The following is a 14,009-nucleotide window of genomic DNA, read 5'->3' as shown; positions in this document are numbered from 1 at the left end:
AACATATAGTGAAGGGAAAGACGCACCTTTTCTGCAAGACTGGAAAAGAAGTGAGTAAATTAACTGTCAATAAATAAAAATACAGTTGACTTTATAATTATACATCCGTATACTTATCAGTAATGAATAATGAGGTGATGACGTTGAAGGTAGGAATCATAGGAGCGTCCGGGTATGGTGGCCTCGAATTGATTCGGTTGCTGCAAAACCACCCGGAAATCGAACAGATTGATTTATTCACATCCTCTGAAGAGGGGACCATTTTTTCTGAAAAATATCCGCATCTCGTGAGTGTTCACGATCAGCCGATGCAGGCAATAGAACCGGAGTATATCAGCGGGCTGGATACCGTATTTTTCAGTACACCGGCTGGCGTTACGACAGCACTGCTTCCGCCGTTAGTGGGAACAGGTCCAAAGTTAATTGATTTGTCAGGAGATTTTCGATTGAAGGATCCGGCAGTGTTTGAACAATGGTATCAAAAAGACGCACCCGCACGTGAATTTCTGGAGAGAAGTGTGTATGGGCTTCCGGAATGGAATAAAAGTGAAATCGCTGAAGCAGAATTCATTGCGAATCCAGGATGTTACCCAACGGCAGTACTCCTTTCGCTGTTGCCGCTGCTTAAGAATAAATTGATTGATGGAAGTCAATTAATTATCGATGCGAAAAGCGGGATCTCCGGCGCAGGCAACAAGCCGAGCCAAGCGACACATTTTAGTGAAACGAATGAGAACTTCTCTATTTATAAAATACATCAGCACCAGCATATACCGGAAATCGAGCAGGCGATGAATCTGTTCGCTGATCAGCCGGAACCTGTTACATTCACCACTCATCTTGTGCCAATGACAAGAGGAATCATGGCAACAAGCTATGCAAAAGTGAACGGGCAAGTGACGGAAGAGCAGCTAGTAAACTGCCTGCAAGAAACATATAAGGATAGTCCGTTCGTTCGGGTTTTGACGGGAATCCAAAAAATCGGCACGAAACAGGTCTACGGCTCCAATTATTGCGATATACATGTCAAGGTGGATCCGCGGACGAATCAGGCTACAGTTATAGCAGTGATTGATAATGTGGTAAAAGGTGCTGCGGGACAGGCAATTCAAAATATGAATATCCAATATGGTCTGGATGAAACGACTGGAATTATGAACATTCCATTATGGATTTAATCGGCAGATAATAAGAAACAGAGAATTGAGGGGAGCACTTATATGGAAACCATCGAAAGCATGAAGCGCATCTCGCGTAAAAATATCATTTCACCAAAAGGATATAAAGCAGTCGGTATTCACTGCGGACTGAAGCATAAGAAGAATGATCTGGCTTTATTGGTCAGCGAAGTGCCGGCGAGTGTAGCGGGTGTCTTCACAACGAATGCAATCCAGGCAGCTCCGCTTCAGGTCACAAAGCAAGTTGTGTATGAGACACAAAAAATGCAGGCGATTGTCATTAATTCGGGCAATGCGAATGCATGCACAGGCAAACAAGGCATGAAAGATGCAATTACGATGCAGCAAAAAACGGCTGAACACTTAGGTATTGATCAGCACTTGGTCGGGGTTGCTTCAACAGGCGTCATTGGTGAACAAATGAAAATGGAACCTTTGCTGGCCGGAATTGAAAAACTGAATCCTATGGATACTTTAGAAGGCTCGATTCAGTTTTCGCAGGCGATCTTGACAACGGATACCGTAACAAAAAATACAGCGTATGCAACAGTGATTGATGACCGCGAAGTCATCGTGGCGGGAGTAGCGAAAGGTTCAGGTATGATTGAGCCGAATATGGCGACTATGCTTGGATTCATCACGACCGACGCAAACGTCGAATCAGAACATCTGCAGCTTGCTTTAAAAAATGTTACTGATGTGACGTTCAACTCCATTACAGTTGACGGGGATACTTCAACAAACGATATGGTGCTGGTTATGGCAAACGGCATGGCAGGAAATAAAACGTTGACGCCTGACCATCCTGAATGGCAATCTTTTGTTGACGCAGTACACGCTGTCTCGCGTGACTTAGCGAAAATGATTGCGAAAGACGGCGAAGGTGCAACGAAGCTGATTGAAACAAAAGTAACGGGTGCGGCAACTGATGAAGAAGCACGAAAGATTGCAAAATCCGTTGTAGGTTCACCGCTTGTCAAAACAGCAGTATTCGGCTGCGACGCCAATTGGGGCCGAATTATTGCGGCGGTCGGCTACAGCGGCGCGACAGTTAACCCGGAAGACATCAAAATTTATATCGGTGATACGCTTGTAGTAGACGGCGGCGAACCGATTCCATTTTCAGAAGAAAAACTTTTGGTTTATTTAAAGCAGCATGAAGTGAAATTTGCGATTGAGTTAAACGAGGGAACTGGCCAGGGAAAAGCATGGGGGTGCGATCTGACATATGACTACGTCCAAATCAATGCAACCTACCGTACCTAAACGGCAGGTTATCAAACTCGGCGGCAGCATGCTGGACGAGCTGAGCGAATCATTTTTCCATCGCGTGAAAGAAATGCAGGCAGATGGCATACAATTACTTATCGTCCATGGAGGCGGCCCGAATATTAATCAGGAACTGGCAGAGCGGGAAATCGCTTCAACAGTAGTGAACGGTTTTCGTGTCACGTCTGCAGAAGCAATTGGAATCGTGCAATCTATTTTGATTGGTCAAGTCAACCCCGCGCTGGTCCACCGCTTCAATCAAGAAGGGATACAGGCAGTTGGTTTAAGCGGATTCGATGCAAATTTATTCACATGTGATCTGCTGGATTTCGAAACATACGGCTATGTAGGAGAAATCCGGGAAGTGAAGACGGACATTTTGGATACATTGCTGGATGCAGGTGTGATTCCTGTCATTTCCTGTATCGGCGCGACTGCTTCAGGAGAGGCCTTGAATGTCAATGCGGACACTGTCGCAAGTCAGATTGCATTGGCTGTGAATGCGGAAAGTTTACTGCTGGTGACCGATACACCGGGAATCAGAATTCATGATGAACCGCAGGCTGAAGTAAGACCCGAAGCTATTCGCGGCTGGATTAAGACCGAGGAGATATACGGCGGAATGATTCCGAAAGTAATGGCGGCGATTGACTGTCTTGAAGCGGGGATTCCGTCGGTACAGATTGTTGGTCAGCAGTTAAACGGCACGGTCATTACCAATGAGGAGGCAATTGTGTGACTTCTTTATTTAATAACTACGCAAGACGCGCGGTACATCTCGTCAAAGGACAGGGTACCATCGTGACAGACGACAAAGGGAAAGAGTACCTGGACTTTACGAGCGGCATAGCTGTCGTCAGCTTAGGTCATGCTCACCCTGCGATTGTCAAAGCGCTGCAGGAACAGAGTGAAAAACTATGGCATATTTCAAATCTATTTGAAAGTCCTGAGCAGGAAAAGCTTGCAGAATCATTAACGAAACATACTGACCTGTCCTATGCGTTATTTTGCAACAGCGGTGCGGAAGCGAATGAAGCTGCAATCAAGCTGGCAAGAAAACATACAGGGAAGCATCTGATCCTTACTTTCAAACAGTCATTCCACGGCCGGACGTTCGGCGCAATGTCAGCAACCGGACAGGATAAGATTCAGGCAGGTTTTGGCCCGATGCTCGAGAGCTTTGAAGCGTTGCCTTTTAATGACGTGACTGCACTGAAGCAGGCGGTGAATGGAAATGTTGCCGCAATCATGCTTGAAGTCATTCAGGCTGAGGGCGGTGTCAACTCCGTCGAACCGGCTTTTGCAGAGGCAATCATGGAAGCGTGCAGAGAACACGGCATTCTTCTGATCATCGACGAAGTGCAGACTGGAATTGGCCGCACAGGCACCCGCTATGCGTACGAACAGACTGCATTGAAACCGGATATCATTTCTCTTGCAAAAGGGCTTGGCGGCGGTTTCCCGATCGGTGCATTGCTGGCAGGGGAAAAGTTTTTCGATACATTCGGACCGGGTTCACACGGTACAACATTCGGCGGCAATCCGCTGGCTGTCTCTGTGGCACAAACCGTAGTTGATCATGTATTTGATCCCGCTTTCCTGAAAAACGTTCAAGAACATGCAGCCTACCTCAAGAAACAGCTTCAGGCTGAATTGCCCGGCGGAAAATATACCGTTCGGGGCAACGGTTTATTGATAGGTATCCATTCCAGCAAAGAGATTGGGCCGTATATTCAAGAAGCCGAAAAACAAGGCCTGCTGCTTGTGCCTGCAGGAACCCATGTCATCCGTCTGTTGCCTCCGCTGACGGTTTCTAAAGAAGAAATTGATCAGGCGGTAGCCATTTTGAAAAACGTCTTAACGTAACCAATACATGAATTAAGGCAGTCGGTGAACTGCTATTCATATTGTTTACAGATGCCCCGTGAAGTTACAAAACTTCACGGGGCATCTTTTTTGCGTGATTGGTCATGCGAGGGCATAAGCGGGGCACATAGCATCTTCAGCGTTATAACATACGGATGCCAGCATTGCCTGCAGCATCCGCCTCGCTCAGCAGAAACTGCCACTTTTTAGAATTATTTCTATACAAAGAAATATTGCTCAGGTATAGTTAAGGCAAATCAATTTAATAGAATGGAAGTGTCTTCACTTGAAAAAAATTTGCGGGCTATTGCTGGCAATCCTGTTGGCCGTATCTGCTTTTCCTGATTCATCCGTCGCTGCAGCCTTCCAGGACGTCAGCTCACAGCACTCAGCAGCTGCTGAAATTCAATACTTGGCCGACCGTGGCGTAATCATTGAACAGCCGAACACCAAGTTTCGTGCCAATGAACCGATTACACGTCTGGAAGCATCGGGAATGATTCAGCGTGCACTAAAGCTGCCGTTAACTAACCGGCCTGATGTAAAATTTTCTGACGTCAGCAAGTCACATCCGCAATATGCACTGATCGCGGCCATGGCCGATGAAGAGATTTTCATGGGCAATGAGAAAAAAGAATTTCAGCCGAATGGGTACTTGAAACGCGGACAAATGGCTGCAGTATTTATCCGGGCGTTTGATCTGACAGGCAAGTCGGCATACAGATTCCGTGACGTGCCTGCTGCTTATTGGGCGCTTCGGGATATCCAGGTGTTATTTGCGAATGCAATCACGACTGGATTTCTAGATAATACATTTAAACCGAATCAAACTTTGACTCGTGCGCATTTCGCAGTGTTTCTTGCCCGTATTCTGGAGCCTGCATTCAGAGAGCAGCCCGCTTGCTATAAGCCCGACAACACATCTGAGCAAATTGTCAATGTGCCTGTCGCGACACTTTGGAAAGAACCGGGAAAGACTCGTCCCGCAGATGCGTTTGCTGTCGCGAAAACACCTGACATTACAAAATGGGTCGCTGCCATGAGCTTGCGCGAAAAGCAGTGGCTCGTCGGGAAATTAGAAACACAGGCACTTTACGGACAAAAAGTAAAAGTTTTGCAGACAAAAGGGGACTGGGTGAAAGTGGCGGTGCCCGATCAAAGCTCGCCGAAGCATGCCGCGGGTTATCCGGGCTGGATGCCCAAGAACCATCTGGCCGCAGTGTATCCCAATTATGCAACATGCGATACGGCCATGGTCAATGCGAAATCAGCGGACCTAACGTATGATGAGAACGGTAAAAAACCATTCCGGACAATCAGCTTCAATACGGCACTGCCCGTTGTGAAAGTGACAGATACCCGGTTTGCTGTGCAGACGCCCGCTGACGGTGTGAAGTATATCGACAGGAATGCAGCAAAACTGGCTGGTGCTGACGGCAGTATGCCAAAGCCGACATCGAAGCAGATCCTTGATACAGCCAAACTGTTTGACGGGCTGACCTATCTATGGGCAGGAACTTCCGGCTTTGGGCTGGATTGCTCAGGATTCACTTACTCTGTTTACAGACAGCACGGCATCAGCTTACCAAGAGATGCTTCTGTACAGGCGGCAAATGGCATAAAAGTGCTGAAAAAAGACTTGCAGCCGGGAGATTTACTGTTCTTTGCCTATAATCAAGGCAAAGGAGCCATCCACCACGTAGGAATGTATGCCGGCAACGGTCAAATGATCCATGCGCCGAATCCGAAACGCACAGTGGAAATCATTCCTATCACAACAGAGCCATATAAGTCCGAATACATTTCGGCGAGAAGATATCTTCAATGAGAAAAGTGCACAGATCCGTTCTGTGCACTTTTTAATAATTCTATAGTTAATAAATTTTAGGGAACGGTAAATATAACCATCGCTACTAGAGCGGTAAAATGCAGATTTACATAGCGCTTATTTTGCGATGGAACAAATGACTGATAATAAAATAAATTGTGACCTTTCTCTTATTCTGTGATATATTCGAGATATAGTATATAAGAACTGAATGAGGTGAAGTCATTGGATAAACTGCTAAAAACACCCTCCGCGAGAAAAGCACTAAGCAAAGTGCAGCAAGTTACGAAACGTATTCAGCCATTAATTGAAAATGAGCAGTCTTTTTCCGTAAATTATCAGCGTCTCCATCAGCTGCTTGATGATCATCTGGGCGATGATGAATATTTCGTCATTGTAGATGAAACAGGACGCAGCTATATTCACACCAACCGCCTATGGGAAGGCACTGTGTTTTCTGATGCCATCGGTTTAAAAGCAGCGAACACGCAGACACCATTGCTCCAAGTATACGATCGGCAATCAGGGGAGCGGCTTATCGATGCTTCGGCGCCCATCGTAAGGGCGGACGGCAAACAATTTACCTTGCGCCTCGGCAGGATCAACCATCAGAAATATATTCTGTTTGGCACGGTAGCGGCGATTCTGTTGCCTGCCGCCGCCATGGCGTTTATTGCGAATATGTATGGTTTATCGCTGAAACAAGGGGCGGTATTCGCAGTCACTTCACTCATTCTGTCGGGAATTTTCACGATGGGATTATACAGCATTGTCATGAAAGGGATTCGTTCGTGGCGCAGAGTGACCAGAAGAATTTCTGCAGGTGATCTGACGGCGGAAGTTACAGAGCGATCCAGATCTGAATTTAATCAAATCGGCTTTGAAATCAATAAAATCGTAATCGGCACAAAAAATATCGTCACTGAACTCGATCATTCATCAGGAGTCGTGGATCGTATCAGTGAAGTGCAGGCATCGGAAGCAAATCGGCTGTCCGATGTGTTTACTTCCTATGGACAAACATTGCAAAACTTCCAAGGGGGAACCGAACAGCAATTATCCTCTCTACATTCAGCCAATGCCATGGTACAAACAATGATGCAGGGTATTCGTGAAATGGAGGCACGAATTCAGCGGACGCTTGCTGTGTCAGAAAATGCCTCCGCCGCTGCTTCGGAAGGGAATCAGGCCATTGAAGAAACAGAAGAGAAAATGCAGCAAATCAATGATGCTGTCCATATGTCTTCACAAAAAATCATGCGGGTAGCGGATGATATTAATCAAGTGATCCAAAAAGTGTCCCTCATTACCAAGATTGCGGAACAAACAAATTTATTGGCGTTAAACGCCTCCATAGAAGCTGCGCGTGCCGGAGAAGCCGGAAGTGGTTTTTCGGTCGTTGCCAATGAAGTTAGGAAACTCGCGGAAGAAACGAACGACTTTGCAAATGATGTAGTACGGACACTTGAACATACCAATCATGAAGTCAAGAATGCAGTAGAGCAAGTTGAATCCAATACAGCGACTATCCAAGAAGGTGTGGAAATCGTCAAAGTGGCGGGGCAGTCCATCAATCTAATGAATGAAGCCGTAGTCGAGACGAAATCAGCGGTCAGCAGCAACAGCCGCCACGCGGAAGAACTAATGCGGGACGGCGAACAGATTGAAAAGATCATAGAACAAATTACTAAAATCTCTGAACAGTTTACGGAAAGTGTCACAGAGACAGTAGCCGGCATGGACGAACAAGTAGAAGGCATTCAGCAGCTGGCAAGCGATGCTGTGAGACTGACGGACCAGGCAGCAGCTCTGAACCGCATCGTTCACCGGTTTAAATTCTAGCGTCATCATAAAAAAAGGGCAGCTGACTGATCGGTCACCTGCCCGGGCTGAAGACGTATCCTTAGTCAGGACGTTGTCTTCAGTTTTTTTATTGCATGATTCCCTCAAATCTTCTGATGGAACTGATTTTCTATTCCGAATGTATTCGTTACAAACTTGGCTGAACTTTATGTTTTTTATATTGCAGCTCTTCCGCCTTCCGCTTATCCTGAAGACGCAGAAAGATATTGTTTCCAAGAAGCGATGCAATAATAAACACCGTGCCGATATAATCAAAGACAGTCAGCTGATACCCTTGCACAAACGAAATAACCAGCGTTGTTACCGGCACAAAATTAATGAACAGCAAACCGTTTAATGGAGATAAAATACGTACTCCGACATTCCATCCGAGCAATGCAATAATACCGGGGAAAGCAATCATAAACAGCATATGCGGCGTCACAGTCTGCAGCGTCTCAGCAGTCGGAACTGAAATATAGCCTGTCAGTGTAACAAAGAACACTACCACGACAGCTGTTACTGTACCGAGCAGGCAGCTCAGCGTAGAATACCGCAGTGCGGACCATTCACTAAAATGATTGCCGCCCATCGTATAAATCACCCAGCCGACTACAGCGATGAATATGAGCAGTGAAGGAATAATATCGTCAGTCGCCGTCAAAAACGTCCGGAGATCACCTTTCGTAATAACAAGCATGACACCAACAAATGCTGTGAATACGCAAGTAAGTGTAAAACCATGCGGCTTGTGCCGGCTCAGCATCCAGACAATGACAATGGAGATCATCGGCATCATTGCCTCAGAAATCGATGCCACCATCACACCCGGTTCACCCATCAAGTCCTGGCCCCAAAATATAAATAGATTATAAACAACGAATGCCATCGTTCCGAAGAACCAAAGCGAAAGTCCTTTTTTCTCGAAACGAAAAGCCTGTTTCCCTTCCTTCCACAGCAATAAAATTACTAATAGAACAGTTACCGATACATAGCGGATCAATGTAAAATAAAATGGATCAATGGCGTTAAATGCGCTATTGGCAACAGGGAACATCGCACCCCATGACGCGGCTGCAATAAAACAGAGAAATGCACCCCAGATAATTTTGTTTTTCATCAAAGTAAGCCTCCTTGAAGTACTACCTCTAGTTAACTACACTTTCGACATCACGTAAAACGAATTATAATGATGACTACTATCGATTTTAATGATATCATGGAGATAACAGACTATGCAGGAGGGTGACTATGGAATTTAAAGACTTGGAAATATTCCAGATGGTAGCAGAAAAAGGGACTATCACCGCCGCTGCGAAAGAACTTCGCTATGTGCAATCTAATATTACGTCGCGTATACAGAAGCTTGAAAACGAATTGAAAACACCTTTATTCAACCGGCATAACCGGGGAATGATTCTGACGCCCGAAGGCAAGCGCTTGCTCATATACAGCGAGAAAATCCTATCTCTTACCAACGAAATGAGAAAAGTCGTGCAAAACGACAAGGAACCATCTGGGAAATTGGAACTTGGTTCTGTCGAAACCGTCATCAAATTACCGATTATTCTGTCCAGATACAATAAAAAATACAAACAGGTCGATATCTCTTTACTGACAGGCGTAACAGAGCGGCTCCAGTATAAAGTTCTGAATCATCAGCTCGATGGAGCATTTATTTCTGAAGGGACTACCCATCCTGATCTCGCAGTACATGATGTGCTTGAAGAAGAACTGGTGTTATTGTCGAATAAACCGTTCCAATCCATTGAGGATATTAAAGATGAACCAATTCTATGTTTCAGAAAAGGCTGCGGTTACAGGGCGCGTTTGGAATTATGGCTGGAGGACGAAAAGTTTAAAGCGACGAAAATGATGGAGTTTGGAACGCTTGAGACAATTCTAGGAAGTGTCGCTGCAGGACTTGGTGTGACATTTGTTCCGATGTCGACGGTTTCGCATCTCGTTGAACAGGGGCTGGTCTATTGTTATCATCTGCCGCCAAAATACAGCCGGATTAAAACAGTGTTCGTTCGGCGCGCCGATTCATATTTGACACCTACCATTAAAAAGTTTATTAAAGTAATAGATGAATTCAGAGATGAAAACGAAATGGAATTTCATAAATCGACACAATTATCATCTGAATGATGCGTTACGTATGGTACGATGTAGGGTAGTTATGAATATAGGAGTAGGAGTGTCAATAGATGAATTACAGTAATCAGACAAATGTATCCGGAACGTTCAGGAAACGCAATTACCGTCCGGCGATCATCATTATCTCGGTCATTCTCATCGGTGCAATCGGTGTTTTGGCGGGTATGCCGGGCGTAGAAAATTTCACTGCGTTCGATATTACAATTCTGCCTTTATTGAATGCAATATTTAACAGCTTTACTTTCATCTTTCTCGTATGCGCACTGATTGCCATCTTGAAGAAGAATGTCAAAGTGCATCAGCGTTTTATCTACGCAGCTTTTGGAACTACAGCTTTGTTTTTGGTCACTTATGTAACCTATCATTTTTTATCAGAGTCCACTCCGTTTGGCGGAAGCGGCTTTATGGCGGGCTTCTATTATTTCATACTGTTCTCGCATATTGTTCTCGCTGCGGCAATTGTTCCGCTCGCATTAACAAGCGTTGCAAGGGCATGGAATATGGAAAACGACCGTCACCGCAAAATCGCCCGCTGGACTATGCCGATCTGGCTGTATGTCAGTTTCACGGGAGTGCTTGTGTATATCCTAATTTCGCCTTATTATTAAGTCAGCTGGAAATAAGCAAGAGCATCGGTCAGAAGAAGGTGATGACTGATGCTCTTTTTCACAACCTCTTAATCTGAATAGTCAAATTACACGACAGGAAGTGATACAATGAAAACACCGAACTTTATGTCAGACGAATCATTTGATGAAATCTTTAAACAGGAATCCGACCTCATTAACGACCAATTAAAGAAGGAAATACTGATTGCCATGATTGGAGATGTCAATGCAGGGAAATCATCCACACTGAATCGTCTCATGCAAAAAGACGTGGCGGAAGTAGGGGCGCAGCCAGGGGAAACGACGGAAGTGAAAAAGTTTTATTACCGGGAGAATATTTTGTTCGTCGATACGCCCGGACTCGATGATATCAATCAGGAGCATTCTCAGGAAACATTGAAGTTTTATCATCAGGCAGATGTCATTCTGTTCTTTTTGAATGCAGCAGGCACAGTATTGTCAGATACCGAATTGAAATCACTAAATAAGATAGCCACACTCAATAAGAAAATCATCTTAGTATTAAATAAAATCGACGCAGCAGATGACGTGCCAAGTTTAGTGAACTATATTTTGGAGCATACTGGGTTTGCCTATCCTGTCATTCCGATCTCCTCAAAAACAGGGGAACAGATGGAGTTTTTACAAAAGGAAATCTTGCAGCAATTGAAAATGGCTAATAAAGATCTATTGCTGGCAGCCAATATGGCAGATAAGTCTTCCGTAGCTAAACGCTGGATTTTGGCTGCGGGTGCATCCGCGGCTGCGATCGGTGCAGCGCCTATTCCGGGAGCTGATTTTGTGCCGCTGACGACGCTGCAGGTAGGGCTTATGCTTAAATTATCCGCATTATACGGCAAGCCGATTACGAAAGATCATGCGAAAGAACTGATCATTGCAACCATCGTCGGCAATATCGGTAAAACTGCGTTCCGGCAGATTGTCAAAGTGATTCCCGGTGCGGGTATGATTGCGGCGGCAAGCGTGGCGGGTTCCATGACGGTAGCGCTCGGTTATGCGGTCAAATACATGTATGAAAATGATATGGAACTCACACCCGACACATTAAAGAAAGTGTATAAAACGTTTTTGAAAAAACAAAAGTAAAAAGGGGCGGGCTGTATGGAGTGGTTTAACTATGCAACATTTGTGGTCGCATTACTCGCAGGGCTGTATTCCATGGAAAGCATGAAACGAAATAAAGAACTGGAAGAACGTGTGGAGAAATTAGAAAAAAAACAAACGGCCGAGCTGGACAAGCACCGTCTGTAAAACAAGGGGAGATACTATGCAGGACACCTGTCCAATCTGCCAGGGGAATAATGACTGCGGCAGCGGGTTTAAGGAAACAGGAACCTGCTGGTGTACGGAGAAAGCATTCCCGCAAGAAGTGTTTCGCCAAATACCAGAAGAATACCTGTATAAGAACTGTATTTGTGAACGCTGTCTGCACAGAATCACAGAGATGGAACAGGCAAGCAAGGGGTCAGCAGACCGCTAGCTTGCCTGTTTTTTATTCTGCCTCAAATGTTCGTGCTGCCAATTCTTTCTCATAAATAAATAACGCATTTTTATCTTCACGAATCCGCTTTAAGTACTCAATATGTCTGTCGAATGTAGCTTCTTCTTCAACTTGTTCATCAAGGAACCAGTTCAGGAATGAAATGGTGGCATGCTCTTTTTCTTCCCATGCCAAATCCATAATCCTATAAAATGATTTTGTCACTTCTTTTTCTTGTAATAAAGCCACTTCAAATGTATGCACCAAATTGTCAAATGAAGTTTCCGGAGCCGGGGTTGCTGTAATAATTGCACGAATTCCGCGGTCATTCAAATAGGAATAGATTTTCATCGCATGATGGCGCTCTTCTTCTACCTGCTGAAGATAAAAATGTGCGAATCCGCTATAATTGCGGTATTCACAGTAAGATGCCATTGATAAATACGTCTGTGCCGCTGCAAACTCGTTATTCATCTGTTCGTTCAATGCCTGTGCCAGATTTTCGCTGATCATGTGTATCGCCCCTTTTACCAGTAATTTTACTTAGCGCAGTATAAATCAGTGCGCTGCTTATAGTATACTTGGAAACGACATTTTTTGCATACTGATTCTTTAGTTAGATAGTTTATAGTATCTATTGATATACTGATAAATGAACTAAGATCAATGGATGTTCAACACATGAAAGAAGGTAATGAAATGAAGCAGTTTACACTATCACCGCTCGATGCGCAGGCGGGAGCGGAAGCGAAAGCTTATCTGGATACGCTGACAAAGCCGGTTGGAAGCTTGGGCAAACTCGAAGAAATCGTCATTGCATTAGCTGAAATACAAGGCCGGAAGAAACCAGTATTAAATCAGCTCGGCATTCTCGTTTTTGCTGCCGATCACGGAATTACAGCGGAAGGGATTTCAGCATTTCCGCAGCAAGTCACTCGTCAAATGGTCAGTAATATGGCAGGAGGCGGTGCAGCAATCAATGTTTTCGGCAGACAGCAGCAAGCTGAATTTACTTTAGTGGACGTAGGCGTCATGGGAGCTGCATTTACGGAGCCGGTGCTTGACCGCAAGATCCGCCAGGGGACGGATAATTTTCTGCATAGGGAAGCAATGACGCAAGAAGAAGTGGAAAAGGCAATATCAATGGGCTTTGAAGAGGCGCTTGTCCTGTTCGAAAAAGGTGTGGATTGCCTGGTTGTCGGAGAAGTCGGAATCGGCAATACGACGACAAGCAGTGCCGTTGTAGCGGCCATCACAGGAATTGATCCGGCAGAACTTGTCGGCTACGGTACAGGAATTTCATCCGAACAGCATCTGCACAAAATTACCGTTGTCCGGGAGGCGTTAAACCGTCATCAGCCTGTCGCTTCTGACGGCTATGATGTCCTGCGTAAGGTGGGCGGGCTGGAACTGGCAGCTATGTCAGGGGCAATGCTCGCGGCGGCGTCTAAGCGTATACCCGTCATTCTGGACGGCTTTATCTCTACTGCAGCGGCTTGTGCGGCGGAGACGATCAGTGAAGGTGCGGCGGGGTATATGCTGCTTGGCCATCAATCAATGGAGCCGGGCCACCAAAAGGCTTTTGAATATTTGGGTAAGAAACCGGTTCTTTCGCTCGATATGCGGTTAGGTGAAGGGACGGGGGCGGCGGTTGCGTACAGTGTTATTCAGTCAGCAGTCCGAATGGTCAACGAAATGGCGACATTTGAAAGTGCGGGCGTTTCGGGAAAGAACGAATAAAAAACAGGGAAGAGCGG

Annotated in this window: 14 protein-coding genes; 12 read left to right on the top strand and 2 right to left on the bottom strand. The window is 45.4% G+C overall.

Features of this window, described 5'->3' with window-relative positions; genetic code table 11:
• Positions 1-143: 143 nt before the first annotated feature.
• From argC to SporoP33_RS03230, 6 genes are all read left to right on the top strand, one after another.
• On the top strand, positions 144-1,178 hold the full coding sequence (gene argC / locus SporoP33_RS03255) for an N-acetyl-gamma-glutamyl-phosphate reductase (protein WP_196796840.1): 1,035 nt from the start codon (positions 144-146) through the stop codon (positions 1,176-1,178).
• Between the two features lie 42 nt (positions 1,179-1,220).
• Positions 1,221-2,444, top strand: coding sequence for a bifunctional ornithine acetyltransferase/N-acetylglutamate synthase (gene argJ / locus SporoP33_RS03250; protein WP_081242423.1), 1,224 nt, complete (start codon positions 1,221-1,223; stop codon positions 2,442-2,444).
• Positions 2,407-3,186 carry an acetylglutamate kinase gene (argB, locus tag SporoP33_RS03245; RefSeq protein ID WP_081242422.1) on the top strand — a complete coding sequence of 260 codons (780 nt, stop codon included), beginning with the start codon at positions 2,407-2,409 and terminating at the stop codon, positions 3,184-3,186. Before argJ ends, argB begins: the two co-directional genes overlap by 38 nt.
• Positions 3,183-4,313, top strand: coding sequence for an acetylornithine transaminase (locus tag SporoP33_RS03240; protein WP_081242421.1), 1,131 nt, complete (start codon positions 3,183-3,185; stop codon positions 4,311-4,313). Before argB ends, SporoP33_RS03240 begins: the two co-directional genes overlap by 4 nt.
• Before the next feature lie 286 nt (positions 4,314-4,599).
• Positions 4,600-6,141, top strand: a complete 1,542-nt coding sequence (locus SporoP33_RS03235) for an S-layer homology domain-containing protein (protein WP_081242420.1) — start codon at positions 4,600-4,602, stop codon at positions 6,139-6,141.
• A gap of 225 nt (positions 6,142-6,366) precedes the next feature.
• The gene (locus tag SporoP33_RS03230) at positions 6,367-7,983 is read left to right on the top strand and encodes a methyl-accepting chemotaxis protein (protein ID WP_081242419.1); all 1,617 of its coding nucleotides are present in this window, start codon (positions 6,367-6,369) and stop codon (positions 7,981-7,983) included.
• A gap of 148 nt (positions 7,984-8,131) precedes the next feature.
• Here SporoP33_RS03230 and SporoP33_RS03225 read toward each other — a convergent pair whose 3' ends face one another.
• A complete protein-coding gene (locus SporoP33_RS03225) occupies positions 8,132-9,103 on the bottom strand; it encodes a DMT family transporter (protein ID WP_081242418.1) in 972 nt (323 codons plus the stop codon).
• A gap of 131 nt (positions 9,104-9,234) precedes the next feature.
• Here SporoP33_RS03225 and SporoP33_RS03220 point away from each other — a divergent pair, with 131 nt between their 5' ends.
• From SporoP33_RS03220 to SporoP33_RS03205, 5 genes are all read left to right on the top strand, one after another.
• Complete coding sequence (locus tag SporoP33_RS03220; RefSeq protein WP_081242417.1) at positions 9,235-10,134, top strand: LysR family transcriptional regulator; 900 nt, start codon at positions 9,235-9,237, stop codon at positions 10,132-10,134.
• 59 nt (positions 10,135-10,193) lie between these two features.
• Complete coding sequence (locus tag SporoP33_RS03215) at positions 10,194-10,751, top strand: DUF420 domain-containing protein (protein WP_081242416.1); 558 nt, start codon at positions 10,194-10,196, stop codon at positions 10,749-10,751.
• Between the two features lie 108 nt (positions 10,752-10,859).
• Positions 10,860-11,858, top strand: coding sequence for an Era-like GTP-binding protein (locus tag SporoP33_RS03210; RefSeq protein WP_099662773.1), 999 nt, complete (start codon positions 10,860-10,862; stop codon positions 11,856-11,858).
• A gap of 15 nt (positions 11,859-11,873) precedes the next feature.
• The gene (locus SporoP33_RS15890; protein WP_153721827.1) at positions 11,874-12,023 is read left to right on the top strand and encodes a hypothetical protein; all 150 of its coding nucleotides are present in this window, start codon (positions 11,874-11,876) and stop codon (positions 12,021-12,023) included.
• A 16-nt stretch (positions 12,024-12,039) separates the two neighbouring features.
• Positions 12,040-12,252: a cysteine-rich CWC family protein gene (locus tag SporoP33_RS03205; protein ID WP_081242415.1), complete on the top strand. Its 213-nt coding sequence runs from the start codon at positions 12,040-12,042 to the stop codon at positions 12,250-12,252.
• 12 nt (positions 12,253-12,264) lie between these two features.
• On the opposite strand, the gene SporoP33_RS03200 is transcribed toward SporoP33_RS03205, so the two are convergent.
• Positions 12,265-12,765 (bottom strand): ferritin, encoded by a 501-nt coding sequence (locus SporoP33_RS03200; RefSeq protein ID WP_081242414.1) that lies wholly within the window; start codon positions 12,763-12,765, stop codon positions 12,265-12,267.
• Between the two features lie 168 nt (positions 12,766-12,933).
• Here SporoP33_RS03200 and cobT point away from each other — a divergent pair, with 168 nt between their 5' ends.
• Complete coding sequence (gene cobT / locus SporoP33_RS03195) at positions 12,934-13,992, top strand: nicotinate-nucleotide--dimethylbenzimidazole phosphoribosyltransferase (protein ID WP_231293287.1); 1,059 nt, start codon at positions 12,934-12,936, stop codon at positions 13,990-13,992.
• Positions 13,993-14,009 lie beyond the last annotated feature (17 nt).

This window comes from Sporosarcina sp. P33, from assembly GCF_002077155.1.
Taxonomy (GTDB): Bacteria; Bacillota; Bacilli; order Bacillales_A; family Planococcaceae; genus Sporosarcina.
This window is presented reverse-complemented; position numbering and strand designations above follow the sequence as displayed.